Source organism: Gibbsiella quercinecans, from assembly GCF_002291425.1.
Classification (GTDB): Bacteria; Pseudomonadota; Gammaproteobacteria; order Enterobacterales; family Enterobacteriaceae; genus Gibbsiella; species Gibbsiella quercinecans.
The window spans coordinates 3060097-3074124 of sequence record NZ_CP014136.1 but is presented as its reverse complement, the minus strand read 5'-3'; the positions used below and the strand labels follow the sequence as shown (position 1 = coordinate 3074124).

Sequence of the window (14028 nt, the reverse complement as noted above, 5' to 3'; positions counted from 1 at the left end):
GCTTACTGCCAGCCGTAGCGGCGCGCAAACCAGCCTTTCACGCACTGGGTCAGGACCATATAGCCCGCCAAAATCGCGATCAGCCACGGGAAATACCCCAGCGGCAGAGCCTGCAGTTGCAGGAAACCGGCCAACGGCGAGAAGGTCAACCCAACCCCGGTGGCGATCACCAGCAGCGTGGTGACCAGCAGCGGCCACGACGGGCGGCTCTGCAGGAACGGGATCTTGCGCGTGCGGATCATATGCACAATCAGCGTTTGCGACAGCAGCCCTTCAACAAACCAGCCGGACTGGAACAACGTCTGCATCTCCGCCGTGTTGGCCTGGAACACCCACCACATCAGGGCAAAGGTCAGCACGTCAAAGATCGAACTGATCGGCCCGAAGAACACCATAAAACGCCCAAGATCGGCGGAGTTCCAGCGCTGCGGCCGGGTGATCTGATCGTCGTCCACGTTGTCGAACGGGATCGCGATCTGCGAAATATCGTACATCAGGTTCTGGATCAACAGGTGCAGCGGCAACATCGGCAGGAACGGCAGGAAAGCGCTGGCGATCAACACGCTGAACACGTTGCCGAAGTTGGAACTGGCGGTCATCTTGATGTACTTGAGCATGTTGGCGAAGGTGCGGCGCCCTTCGATCACCCCCTGTTCCAAAACCATCAGGCTTTTTTCCAGCAGAATGATATCCGCCGCTTCCTTGGCGATATCCACCGCCGAATCCACCGAGATGCCGATATCGGCCGCCCGCAGCGCCGGGGCATCGTTGATGCCGTCGCCCATAAAGCCCACCACGTGATCCTGCTTACGCAACAGCTGGACCAACCGCTCTTTGTGCAGCGGCGTCAGCTTGGCGAACACCGTGGTATCGGCCAGCGCCTGCGTCAGTTCGGCATCGTCCATCCGTTCGATTTCGCGGCCAAGCAGCACGCGATCGGCCTGCAGCCCCACGTCCTGGCAGACTTTCGCCGCCACCAGCTCATTGTCGCCGGTCAGGATCTTCACCGTCACGCCGTTTTGCTTCAGCGCCGCCAGCGCCGGCGCAGTGCTCTCTTTCGGCGGATCGAGGAAGGCGATGTAACCTTCGAGGATCAGATCCGATTCATCGGCCACGCCGTACTCTTCGTTTTGCGCCGGCAGGATCTTGTTGGCCACCGCCACCACGCGCAGCCCCTGTTGATTAAGATCGTCGGTAATGCGGCGGATCCGCGCCAGCAGCGTATCGCTCAGCGGGATCACCTCATCGTTATGGCGCACATGGCTGCAGATCGCCAGCATCTCTTCCAGCGCCCCCTTGCACACCAACTCGTGGTATTGCGCGTCTTTCGCCACCACCACCGACATGCGGCGGCGTTCGAAATCAAACGGGATTTCATCCACTTTGCGATACTGTTGCAGCGCCTGCGGTTGGCCGTTCACTTCCGCGCAGCTAAGCACCGCCACATCCAACAGGTTTTTCAGCCCGGTCTGGTAAAAGCTGTTCAGCCAGGCGTAATGCAGCACCCGCGCGCTGTTTTCGCCAAACACATCGGTATGGCGCTCCAGTACGATTTTGTCCTGCGTCAGGGTGCCGGTTTTATCGGTGCACAGAATATCCATGGCGCCAAAGTTCTGGATCGCATCCAGCCGTTTAACGATCACTTTCTGCCGCGACAGCTTCACCGCCCCGCGCGCCAGGGTGGAAGTGACAATCATCGGCAGCATTTCCGGCGTCAGCCCCACCGCCACCGACAGCGCAAACAGCGCCGCTTCCCACCAATCGCCCTTGGTATAGCCGTTGATCAACAGCACGATCGGCGTCATCACCAACATAAAGCGGATCAGCAGCCAGCTCACCTTGGCGATCCCACTCTGGAAGGCATTCGGCTGCTCATCCTGGCTGGTAACGCGCTGCGCCAGTTGACCGAAATAGGTATTGCCGCCGGTGCCAATCACTAACGCCAGCGCTGTGCCGCTCACCACGTTGGTGCCCATAAAGCACAGGTTCTGGCATTCCAGCGGATCGTCCGCCAGGCTGCGCGGCGCGGCGCTTTTTTCCACCGGCAGCGATTCACCGGTTAACGCCGCCTGGCTGATGAACAGATCTTTCGCCGTGAGCAGCCGCAGATCCGCCGGGATCATATCGCCGGCCGCCAGTTTGATGATGTCACCGGGCACCAGTTGAGAGATCGGCAACTCCACATGCTCGCTTTTGCCGGTCAGCGCGTCGCTGCGGATCACCGTGGCGGTGTTGCTGACCATCGCCTTCAGCGCATCAGCCGCTCTGTTGGAGCGCGCTTCCTGGATAAAGTTAAGCAGCGTCGAGATCACCACCATCAGCGCGATCACCAGCGCCGCAGTCAGATCCTCGGTGGCATAGGAGATCATGCTCAGTGCGGTCAATAGCAGATTGAAAGGGTTGCGATAGCAGTGCCACAGGTGTTGCCACCAAGCCTCTTTTTGCTGATCGTCAACGATGTTTTCGCCGTGCTGCTGGCGCGCACGCGCCGCGTCGGTTTCCGTGATGCCTTCCGGGTGGCTGTGGAAACGTTCGTAAAGCTGGGTGGCCGTGGCGGCCGCGCTGGCCAACCGTTGTTCGGCCAGGCCGTGCTGCATTTCATGGCTGCCGGCGCTAACGCTGTCCAGCAGGCTGTCGCGGTGTACCAAACGGCGCGGCAGGCTGCGGCTGAACAGCCCCAGTAGCCGGCGTGGCAAAGTTTTCAGTTTCATCGTTCGTGCCTCATCGCCCACAGCCCTACGGCTGCGGGTTCAGTACACCCAGCCGGTACAGGCGCACGAACGCCGGCCCCGGGCGGGCTTTTCAGTCGATAGCAACAGGAGCGAACGCAGAACGCGCGCTGCCGGTTACCGTGTTATTCACCGGTAAAACAGCAGCGCAAAAGCGAGGGGTTTTACCGGATAGCCGAATCGGCGCTTATGGGGGTAGGATCGGGATCCATTAAGGTAATGACCTCCGGTAAGTGACACACTGCATACCCGGCCCAGCCGGCGTACACGCGATAAAGAAAGCCCGGTTTTACGCAAGGATCACGCTGAAAAAATGCGTTATTCTGGCAGGCAATCATTATTGGCTGCGAGTTTACGCCTTTTAACCTCAACGATAAGTAAACCATGCAAAACCGACTGACAATCAAAGATATCGCCCGCCTGAGCGGCGTGGGTAAATCCACCGTCTCCCGCGTGCTGAACAACGAAGGCAGCGTAAGCCCACGCACGCGCGAACGGGTGGAGGCGGTGATCCGACAACAGGGGTTTACCCCATCCAAGTCGGCGCGCGCCATGCGCGGCCAGAGCGATAAAGTGGTCGGAATTATCGTTTCCCGTCTGGACTCGCCGTCGGAAAACCAGGCGGTGCGCACCATGCTGCCGCTGCTGTATCAGCATGGGTTTGATCCGATCGTCATGGAAAGCCAGTTTGAAACCCACCTGGTGCAGGAACACCTGCACGTGCTGGCGCAGCGCAACGTGGATGGCGTGATCCTGTTCGGTTTTACCGGGCTCACCGCCGCCATGCTGCAGCCCTGGCAGGAAAAAATGGTGGTGATGGTGCGGGAGTACGAGGGTTTTTCTTCGGTTTGCTACGACGACGCCGGCGCCGTCAACCTGCTGATGGAGCGGCTGCGCCGCCAGGGCCACCGGCATATCAGCTACCTGGGCGTGCACCAAAGCGATGCCACCACCGGCCAGCGCCGCTACGAAGCCTACCTTGCCGCCTGCCGCCAGCACAATATCGAGCCACGCGCCGCACTGGGCGAACTTAGCTACCAAAACGGCTTTCAGCATGCCGCCGAGGTGATCGTGCCGGAAACCAGCGCGCTGGTGTGCGCCTCCGACAGCATCGCCCTCGGCGCCATCAAATACCTGCAACAGCAGCAAATCACCACCATCCAGGTGTGCGCCATCGGCAACACCCCGTTGCTCAGCTTCCTGTTTCCAGAGACGCTTTCGGTGGAGTTCGGCTACGGCAGCGCCGGGCAACAGGCGGCGCAACAACTGCTCGGGCAGCTCAGCGGCGAGCTGGCGATCCAACGTATTGTGGTGCCAAGCAGACTGTCATGAGGGAGGCCATCAGGCTGATTTTGTGATCTTTAGCTCAAACCGGGAACGTTCCCATTTAATAAAAAACCCAAACGAGTAAGCTTTGATCATCCGTCATACCTCTGTGCATGATCCATAAAAAAGGTATTCCATAATGAGCAAAGTAAAACAGAAGGATATCGATCGTTTGATAGTCCTGGTGGGCGGCCGTGAAAATATCGCGACCGTGAGCCACTGTATTACCCGGCTGCGCTTTGTCCTTAACGATCCGGATAAAGCCAAACCCAAAGAAATTGAAACGTTACCGATGGTCAAAGGCTGCTTCACCAACGCCGGTCAGTTTCAGGTGGTCATCGGCCCTGAAGTGGGTGATTACTACCAGGCGCTGACCGCCAGCGCCGGCGTCAGCGAAGCCAATAAAGAACAGGCCAAGGCGGCGGCACGCCAGAATATGACCTTGACCGAACGCACCATTTCACACTTCGCCGAGATTTTCTTCCCCCTGCTGCCGGCGCTGATTAGCGGCGGTTTGATCCTGGGTTTCCGGAACGTTATCGGCGATATCCCGATGTCCAGCGGCCAAACGTTGGCGCAGATGCACCCGGCGTGGAAAACCATCTACGACTTCCTGTGGCTGCTCGGCGAAGCCATCTTCATGTTCCTGCCGGTGGCCATCTGCTGGTCGACGGTGAAAAAAATGGGCGGCACCCCGGTGCTCGGCATCGTGCTGGGCATCACCCTGGTATCGCCACAGTTGATGAACTCCTATCAGCTCGGTACGCAACTTCCGGAGGTGTGGAACTTCGGCTGGTTCACCATTGAGAAAGTGGGCTACCAGGCACAGGTGATCCCTTCCATCCTGGCCGGGATGGCGCTGGCCTGGATCGAAACCCGGCTGAAAAAACTGATCCCGGATTATCTGTATCTGGTGGTGGTGCCCGTTGTTTCGTTGCTGTTGGCCGTGTTCCTGGCACACGCGCTGATCGGCCCGTTTGGCCGCATGATCGGCGACGGCGTGGCCTGGGCGGTCAAAGCGGTGATGACCGGCAGCTTCGCGCCAATCGGTGCCGCCCTGTTCGGTTTCCTGTACGCGCCGCTGGTGATTACCGGCGTGCACCAGACCACCCTGGCGATCGATATGCAGATGATCCAAAGCATGGGCGGCACCCCAGTGTGGCCGCTGATCGCCATCTCCAACATTGCGCAAGCTTCCGCGGTGCTGGGCATCATCATCATCAGCCGCAAGGCCAACGAGCGTGAAGTCTCGGTTCCGGCGGCCATCTCCGCCTACCTTGGCGTGACCGAACCGGCGATGTACGGGATCAACATGAAGTATCGCTTCCCGATGCTGTGCGCCATGATCGGCTCTGCGGTCGCCAGCCTGATTTGCGGCCTGGACGGCGTGCTGGCCAACGGCATCGGCGTGGGCGGCCTGCCGGGCATCCTGTCGATTCAACCGCAGTTTTGGCTGGTGTTCTCGCTGGCGATGCTGGTGGCGATCGTCATTCCACTGCTGTTGACCATCATGATCTACAAACGTAAAGCCCGCCGCGGGGAACTGCCGGTCTAAATGAATGGAGGGGCCCGCTGCGCCACATGGCTGGCACGGGCCCGCTGTAACAGTCAAAAGGTAATCAGTTATGAGCAACCCAATCCCCTGGTGGCAAAACGGTGTCATCTATCAAATCTACCCAAAAAGTTTCCAGGACAGCACCGGCAACGGCTATGGCGATTTGGCCGGCGTGATCCAACGGCTGGACTACCTGCAGGAACTGGGGGTCGACGCTATCTGGCTGACGCCGGTGTATCTCTCTCCGCAGGTGGATAACGGCTACGACGTGGCGGATTACTGCGCCATCGATCCGGCCTACGGCACCATGGCGGACTTTGAACGGCTGGTTGCGGCCGCGCACCAGCGCAGCATCCGCATCGTGATGGACATGGTGTTCAACCACACCTCAACCGAACACCCGTGGTTCAAGGCGGCGCAGGACAGCAACAGCCCCTACCGCCAGTTCTATGTCTGGCGCGACGGTGAAGGCGATGCCCTGCCCAACAACTGGCGCTCCAAGTTCGGCGGCCCGGCGTGGCAATGGCATGAAGCCAGCGGTCAGTATTATCTGCACCTGTTCGCCACCGAACAGGCCGATCTGAACTGGGAACACCCGCCGGTGCGTGAAGAGCTGAAAAAGGTTTGCCGCTTCTGGGCGGATAAGGGGGTCGACGGTTTGCGCCTGGATGTCATCAATCTGGTGTCCAAGCAGCAGGACTTCCCCAGCGATCCACAAGGCGATGGCCGCCGCTTCTATACCGACGGCCCGCGCATCCACGAGTTCTTGCAGGAAATGAGCCGGGACGTGTTCCAGCCGAATGGGCTGATGACCGTGGGCGAAATGTCCTCCACCACGCTGGAACATTGCCGCCAGTACGCCGCCAGCAGCGGCGTGGAACTATCGATGACCTTCAACTTCCACCACCTGAAAGTGGACTACGCCGGCGGCGAAAAGTGGACGCTGGCGGCGCCGGATTATGTGGAGCTGAAACGGATTTTCCGCCACTGGCAGCAGGGCATGCATAACCGCGCCTGGAATGCGCTGTTCTGGTGTAACCACGATCAGCCGCGCATTGTGTCGCGCTTTGGCGATAACGGCGCGCTGCGCGTGCCTGCCGCCAAGATGCTGGCGATGGTGCTGCACGGTATGCAGGGCACGCCGTATATCTACCAAGGGGAAGAGCTGGGCATGACCAACCCAGGGTTCAACAACATCGCACAGTATCGCGATGTGGAAAGCCTGAACATGTATGCTGAATTGCGCGCCCAGGGGCAGGATAGCGATACGTTGCTGACGATTCTTGCCAGCAAATCACGCGACAACAGCCGCACACCGATGCAATGGAACGCGGCACCTCATGCCGGTTTTACCCGCGGCACACCGTGGATTGGCTGCGCGCCGAACTATAAGGAGATCAATGCGGAAGCGGCGCTGGCCGACGTTGATTCGGTATTTTATACCTATCGCCACCTGATCGCCCTGCGCAAGCAGTACCCGCTGCTGACGCTGGGTGACTATCAGGATCTGGCGCCGCAGCATCCGGCGCTCTGGTGCTATCAGCGCCGCTGGAACGGCCAGCGCCTGCTGGTGGCCGCCAACCTGGGCCGGGCGCCGCTGGCGCTAGAGGTGGAAGGGATCGAACCGGGCGAACTGTGGCGCCGGCTGGTGTGCAACTACGCCGACGCGCCGGAGCATCCGCACGCGGTAACCCTGCGGCCGTTCGAAGCCGTGTGGTGGGTTCTGGAAGAGTAGTGTTCGCCTGCTTCACTCCCCCTCACCCCAACCCTCTCCCGCCGGGAGAGGGAGCCGTCCGAGCTCGTTGGTAAATAAAGGCGCTTTACTGTCAGATATCGTCCCCTCGCCCCTTGGGGAAAGGGACAGGGTGAGGGGCCGTCCGTGCCGTTGGTAAATAAAGGCACTTCACTATCAGATTTCGTCCCCTCGCCCCTTGGGGAGAGGGACAGGGTGAGGGGCCGTCCGTGCCATTGGTAAATAACGGCACTTCACTATCAGATTTCGTTCTCTCGCCCTCACCCCAGCCCTCTCCCGCCGGGAGAGGGAGCTGTCCGCGTTCGTTGGTAAATAAAGGCGCTTTACTGTCAGATTCGTTCTCTCTCCCTCACCCCAACCCTCTCCCACAGGGAGAGGGGGCTGTCCGTGCTCGTGGTAAATAACGGCGCTTCACTGTCAGATGTCGTCCCCTCGCCCCTTGGGGAGAGGGACCGGGTGAGGGGAAACCGCTACGCAGTGCCGCCTACCGTCAGCGTATCGAGCTTCAGCGTCGGCTGGCCGACGCCGACCGGCAGGCTCTGCCCTTCTTTGCCGCAGACGCCCACGCCTTTATCCAACGCCAGATCGTTGCCAACCATCGAAATCTGCTGCATGGCTTCAATACCTGAACCGATCAGCGTGGCGCCTTTCACCGGTTTGGTGATGCGCCCTTTCTCAATCAGATAGGCTTCCGACGTCGAGAACACGAACTTACCGGAGGTGATATCCACCTGCCCGCCGCCGAAGTTCGGCGCATACAGCCCGTACTCCACGCTTTCGATGATGTCCTGCGGGGTGGATTTGCCCGCCAGCATATAGGTGTTGGTCATACGCGGCATCGGCAGGTGCGCGTAGGACTCACGGCGGCCGTTGCCGGTTGGCGCAACCCCCATCAGGCGCGCGTTGAGCTTATCCTGCATATAGCTTTTCAAGATGCCGTTTTCAATCAGCACGTTGTACTGCCCCGGCACGCCTTCATCGTCGATCGCCAGTGAACCGCGGCGGCCCTGCAGAGTACCGTCATCCACCACGGTGCACAGTTCGGAAGCCACCAACTGCCCAATCTGGCCGCTGAACACCGAGGTGCCGCGGCGGTTGAAGTCGCCTTCAAGGCCGTGACCGACCGCTTCATGCAGCAGCACGCCCGGCCAGCCGGCGCCGAGCACCACCGGCATCGTGCCCGCCGGCGCGGCGATAGCGGAAAGGTTCACCAGCGCCATGCGCACCGCTTCTTTGGCAAATACGTCGGCACGCACTTCACCGTCCACGGTTTCCAGAAAATAATCATAGCCGAAACGGCCGCCGCCGCCGCTGGCGCCACGTTCGCGTTTGCCGTCCTGTTCCACCAGCACGCTGACGGAAAGGCGCACCAGCGGGCGCACGTCTGCCGCCAGCGTGCCGTCGGTTGCCGCGACCAGCACCTGCTCATACACGCCGGTGATGCTGGCGCTGACTTCCTGCACGCGGGCATCGGCCGCGCGCGCAGCTTTGTCTACCCGGTGCAACAGCGCGATTTTCTCTTCACGCGGTAGGCTCTGCAAAGGATCGAGCAGCGGATACAGCGCCTGATAGCTGATTTCGCCCAGGGTATGCACCTTGCCATTACCACTGTCGCGCACAATGCTGCGCGCGGCGACGGCGCTCTGGTTGAGGGCATTGAGGGTGATCTGATCGGCATAGGCAAAACCGGTCTTTTCACCGCTGACCGCACGTACCCCAACCCCCTGATCGATATTGTAAGAACCATCTTTGATGATGCCGTCTTCAAGCACCCAGGCTTCATGGTAGCTGGACTGGAAATAGAGATCGGCGTAATCAAGTCGGCGTTCTGCCAGTTGACCCAATACGGAGAACAGGTCTTGATGACTCAGCTTATTCGCAGCGAGTAACTGCTCACTGACAAACGTCAGGCTCATAGTATTTTCACTCTTTTTTGGCGAAAGGGTTATCAGCCGGCGCAACCAGCGCCGTCTGGAATCGGTTATGTTGCAGCACCGGCATCTGCGCACGGATAGTTTGCAACGCCGCTGTATCAACGCACACGTTTAGTGCCGAGACCGAGTCCGGGTTTTCGGCCAGAATTTTGCCCCAGCCGTCCACGGCCAGCGAGTGGCCCCAGGTACGGCGCGTCGCGCTATGGCGACCCACCTGCGCCGGCGCCAGAATCACACACTGGGTTTCAATCGCCCGGGCGCGCAGCAAAATTTCCCAGTGCGCCTCGCCGGTGACGCGGGTAAAAGCCGCCGGCACGGAAATCAGCTCCGCGCCCTGCGCGCGCAGCGCCTGATACAGCGCCGGGAAACGTAAATCGTAGCATATCGTCATGCCCAGGCGCCCCACCGGGGTGTCCACCACCGTCAGCTGCTGACCATGCTGGTAAGTGTCTGATTCGCGGTAGTGCGCATGGGCATCGTTGATATCCACGTCAAACATATGCAGCTTGTCGTAACGGCCCCGGATCTCGCCCTGGTCGTCAAACAGCAGGCTGCTGGTGGTAATGCGGGCCGGGTCTTCGCCGCTGATCAATGGCATCGAACCCACCAGTAGCCACACGCCGTAGCGGCGGGCAATATCGCGCACCGCCTGCTGCAAGGGGCCGTCACCGGCCGCTTCCGCATGTTGGCGATAAGCCGCCGAGTTGGCAAACAACAGCGCATTTTCCGGCGTCATGACCAGCTTAATCCCGCCTTTGAGGTGCTTGATCTGCTGCTCAATCTGCGCCAGGTTATCCCGCACCTGATCGCCACTACACAGTTGTAACAACGCAACGTTGGCTTTTTTCATGGCGTCTTATCCTCCTTTGGCTTACGCAATACCTCATCGATCTTCGGCTGATCCAGGCTGCCGACAATGTGGTAACGAATCAGCGAAATTTTATTCCATAGGGGTGCCAGCACTTTTGATGCGGCAAACACTGCCGCCCCAACGATCGGGTTAATCACGAAGGCGGTCGCCACGCCCACCGTGGCGGAGATTTCCGGCGCCACCACCGCTTCCATATCGATCTGGCGCTGCACCAGATCAATCTGGCCGCTCATGGCGATGTCCGCCGCCAGCCCGTCGACCAATAGATTATCTGTATGCATTATGCCATCTTTCAGCCATGCGGTGCTGCGGATGGAATCAAAGTAGAAGCCTTTGCCAAAGGTATCGCTGAAATCAAACTGTAGCTTACGCAGCAACGCATCGAAACTCACCAGCCGCAGCAGTTGGCCGGCCCGGCCGCCGCCAATATCTTCAATTTCACCTTTGCCGAGGGCCGCTTGCAGCGTGCCGCTCAAGGTGGCTATCTGCGGCTGCCACGGCTTGCCGTGCCAATACAGATCGAAATCCACATCATACGGCGCGCCCTTCAGCGGCGTGGTGATGCCAAAAAAGGTGGCGGTATCGTCAATATTGCCGCCCAGCAGTTTGCCTTTCAGCGCGGTGCGTTCTTCCTGACTGTTTTGCTTCCACAGCCCGGTGGCCGTCACTCGCCCTTTGCCGGTATCGATCAGCGCATGCGTCAACGCCAGGGTATCCCCCTGGTTTTGTATATCGGCTTCCACCTTGCCCAAGTTCTGGCCAAGTATCCAGCAAGACTGGCAGCGCAACATCAGCGAAGGCCAATTGCGGAATGACGCGTTATCCATGGCGGATGTGGAACCGCCTTGCGCGGCCTTCCCGCTGCCGCCGTTGAACTGCGGATTGTAATAAAGGTACTGAATGTTGGCGCGCCACGGGCCGTTATCCGCGCTCAGCAGGCTGCCATCCACTTCATCGCCCTTGGCGGCGATCTCCAGCCCGCCGATGCGCTGTTCGGCGCTCAGCGTCAGCCGGTGCCAGGCCTGGCCGCCCAGCAGCAGTTGGGGCGTATGCAGCGCGACGGTGGTCGGGAAGCGGAAGCTGCCTGCGGTGCCGCTATGGCCGCCGCTCGCCGGCAGCGCCGGCGCCAACAGCGCCAGCCATTTTTCACCGTCCAGCGGCGGCAGGTCCAGGCTCAACGACGGGCTGCCCGGCAAGGCCGGAGTAGCACCGCCGTCGCTGCGCCATGCGGCGCGCACCAGTTGCACCTGCTTGCCTGGGAAGCGCCATTCGCTGTTGAAATGCTCTTGTTTGCCCGCGCGGCCGCTTAGCCGGAAACCATTCAGACCGCCTTCCACGTTGACGTTCAGCGGCAACGGCTGGCCAGCCGGTTTATCCAGCGGAGAAGGTAAGTGACTGCTTACTTTCTTGAGGTCCGCCTCCAGACCGATGTCATAGTGGGCGCCGCCGCCATGCGGCAGGCTGATCGCTACTTTGCTCTGCCAGGGCGCGCTGCCCTGCAGCGCCTCGGCGGCGGCCGGCGGCAACCCCGGGAATTTGCCCGGCAGCCAGTCGCCCTGTAGCCCAACGTTGATTTTATAGTCTTTTTCCGCTTCCTGGGTGTTGAACTCTATCGCCAGCGGCTGCCCGAACCAATTGGCGCTCAGGGTATCGCTGGTCAGGTTGCCGTTATCAAAGCGGAATTTGCCGCTCACCTGCTCCAGCGTGCTACCCAGGGGCTTCACCAACAGCGCGTTGTTGTTCAGCGCCACTTCGCCTTGCGCATCGGTATGCCCGCCGTTGAGGGGAATATCGAGATGTAAGCGCCCACTGACATCACCTTTAACCTGCAGTTGATCCAGCGCCGAGCCGACCGATTTCGCCAACGGCGTTTGTTTGAAATAGTCATGCACATCCGGCCCGGCGCCAGCGAGTTCGGCATCCACAAACAGCCGCTCTTGCTGGTAATCCGGGATCACCGCGCTGATATCGCGCCCTTCCACCTTGCCCAACCAGGCCTGCGGCGCATGCATCCACAGGCCGTTGTTGGCAAAGTCGAGGTCAATCGCCAGATCGTTTAGCGCCGGCCAACCCGGCTGGAACTGGAAGGTGGCATGGCGCAACGGCACATACACCTCAAATTGCCCTTCGTGCTTTTTATACGGGAAGTGATGCGGGTTGCCGGCATAAATCAGCGATGCGTTATCCACCTGGCCGCCCTGAATCGCGCCGCTCAGGTAGTCCACCAGATGGGTGCCCATCAGTGGCTCGGGGAAATAGCGCCAGGCTTGCGCACCGTCATACAGGCGGATACCGGCCAGAATGCTTAACCACGGCTCGCCCTGCGCCGGCTGCTGGTAGCGGAAATTGCCGTTCACCCACAGCGCGTTGGCTTTCACATCGAGATTTTCGCTCGCCAACTCCCAGCCGCTATCGCTGTATCGCCAGGTCAGCGCGCCGCTGGCGCGGCTCACTTCCAGCGGCGCACGGAACATATCGCCCACCGGCAACGTGCTGTTGTTCAGATCGATCGTCAGGCGGCCGCTTTCCACACCGCCGGCCAGCGCGCCGGCAAAGTGGTTCACCCCCGGCAAACGCTGCCAGGGCTGCCAGCTCACATCCTGCCAGCGGGCCTGGAAACGGCTTTTTTCGGGCTGTTTGAGCGGCACATCCAGCGCCAGCGCGTCAAGCCGGCCTTTCGGCTGCATCACATCCCAGCGTTGCAGCACATCCGGGCTGAGGAAGGAGAACATCGGCAGCAGCGGGGTTAAGCGCTCAAGCGTAATACCGCTGGCGCGCAGGCGCAGTTCCTCTGGCTGATCCGGGCCAAGCAGTTGCGTGTCTTCCGGCAGCCATAGCGCAGAAAGCCGCCCCTGCGGCCAGCTATCGCCATCGGTCGCTAGCTTTAATTGCGGCACGTCCAACAGCCAACCTTTGCCCTGTCGGCTCAGCGCCAGCGCCAGATTATCCACCTCCAGGCGGTGCGGCTGGGCGCCCACCTGCCAACTGGCGCTGCCCTGTTTCAGCAACGCATTGCCGCTGTACACTTCGCCGCCTTCAACCTTCAGCCAGGCCGCCAGATTGAAGTTGGCGCTTTCCAGCCCGGTATTGCTGCGCAGCCAACGGCTGAACCACGGCTTCATATCAATATTTTCAGCCTGCAGATACACCGTGCCGGTATCCAACAGCCCTTTATTATCGCGCAGATCCAGGCGCAACTGCACCACGCCGTGCTGGCCGTTGAAGGACGACAGGCCAATCTGCCCTTCGGCCCGGTGGCGTTCGCGGCTGTTGAGCCAGGTTAAACGGGGAATGTCGAAAGCGGCGCGGGCGTCGGAAGGGGTGAGGAAAGAGACGCGGCTGTCGCGCAAGTCAAAATGATCGAGCTGATATAAAAACAGATCGCTGACGGTGCCCGGCTGGAGGGTTTCACGTTTGTCGCCCTCACCGCCCAGCGTGGTGTTGAGATCGAGCTGGAGTTGGTAGAAGGTAAGATCGCGAAACTGCCAGCGCCAATGCAGCAACGACTGCCAGACGTCCAGCGCCAGCGTGACGCGCCCGACCTGCAGGTTGCCGGCCGGGAACGTGGTGCTGATATCGCGCACTTCCAGGCGTGGGCCGAACGATTCCCAGTGCCCCTCAATAAAGCTTGCCTGAACGGGCAGCCCCGTAAAGGCGGCAACCTGTTGCAACAGTTGGGGCCGGTAATCGTTCAGCACAGGCAACACCAGGCGCAGGCCGCTGATCAACAGCGCCACAGCGACAAGTAAAGTGGCGCCCGTTGCTAACAGAATACCAGGCAGTCGCCTCACGCATTTCTCCTTGCTCCGCTGCCTGGCAACGGTTGTTACTGTTTAAAGCTGCACATAACCGGCGCGCAC

7 protein-coding genes are annotated in these 14028 nt (G+C 60.4%); 3 read left to right on the top strand and 4 right to left on the bottom strand.

Features of this window, described 5'->3' with window-relative positions:
- Positions 1–2: 2 nt before the first annotated feature.
- Positions 3–2711 carry a magnesium-translocating P-type ATPase gene (gene mgtA / locus ACN28Q_RS14295; protein ID WP_095846948.1) on the bottom strand — a complete coding sequence of 903 codons (2709 nt, stop codon included), beginning with the start codon at positions 2709–2711 and terminating at the stop codon, positions 3–5.
- Positions 2712–3113: 402 nt separating this feature from the next.
- On the opposite strand from mgtA, the gene treR reads away from it, so the two are divergent.
- From treR to treC, 3 genes are all read left to right on the top strand, one after another.
- Complete coding sequence (gene treR, locus ACN28Q_RS14290; protein WP_095846947.1) at positions 3114–4061, top strand: trehalose operon repressor TreR; 948 nt, start codon at positions 3114–3116, stop codon at positions 4059–4061.
- Between the two features lie 133 nt (positions 4062–4194).
- On the top strand, positions 4195–5610 hold the full coding sequence (gene treB, locus ACN28Q_RS14285; protein WP_095846946.1) for a PTS trehalose transporter subunit IIBC: 1416 nt from the start codon (positions 4195–4197) through the stop codon (positions 5608–5610).
- Between the two features lie 70 nt (positions 5611–5680).
- On the top strand, positions 5681–7345 hold the full coding sequence (treC, locus tag ACN28Q_RS14280) for an alpha,alpha-phosphotrehalase (RefSeq protein WP_095846945.1): 1665 nt from the start codon (positions 5681–5683) through the stop codon (positions 7343–7345).
- Positions 7346–7833: 488 nt separating this feature from the next.
- Here the strand turns inward: treC and tldD are convergent, their stop codons facing one another.
- From tldD to yhdP, 3 genes are read right to left on the bottom strand one after another with little or no spacing between them, the layout of a single operon-like run.
- Positions 7834–9279: a metalloprotease TldD gene (gene tldD, locus ACN28Q_RS14275; RefSeq protein WP_095846944.1), complete on the bottom strand. Its 1446-nt coding sequence runs from the start codon at positions 9277–9279 to the stop codon at positions 7834–7836.
- Between the two features lie 7 nt (positions 9280–9286).
- A complete protein-coding gene (nit1, locus tag ACN28Q_RS14270) occupies positions 9287–10147 on the bottom strand; it encodes a deaminated glutathione amidase (RefSeq protein WP_095846943.1) in 861 nt (286 codons plus the stop codon).
- Positions 10144–13959 (bottom strand): AsmA2 domain-containing protein YhdP, encoded by a 3816-nt coding sequence (gene yhdP / locus ACN28Q_RS14265; protein ID WP_095846942.1) that lies wholly within the window; start codon positions 13957–13959, stop codon positions 10144–10146. The genes nit1 and yhdP overlap by 4 nt, the downstream gene beginning before the upstream one ends.
- Between the last annotated feature and the right edge of the window lie 69 nt (positions 13960–14028).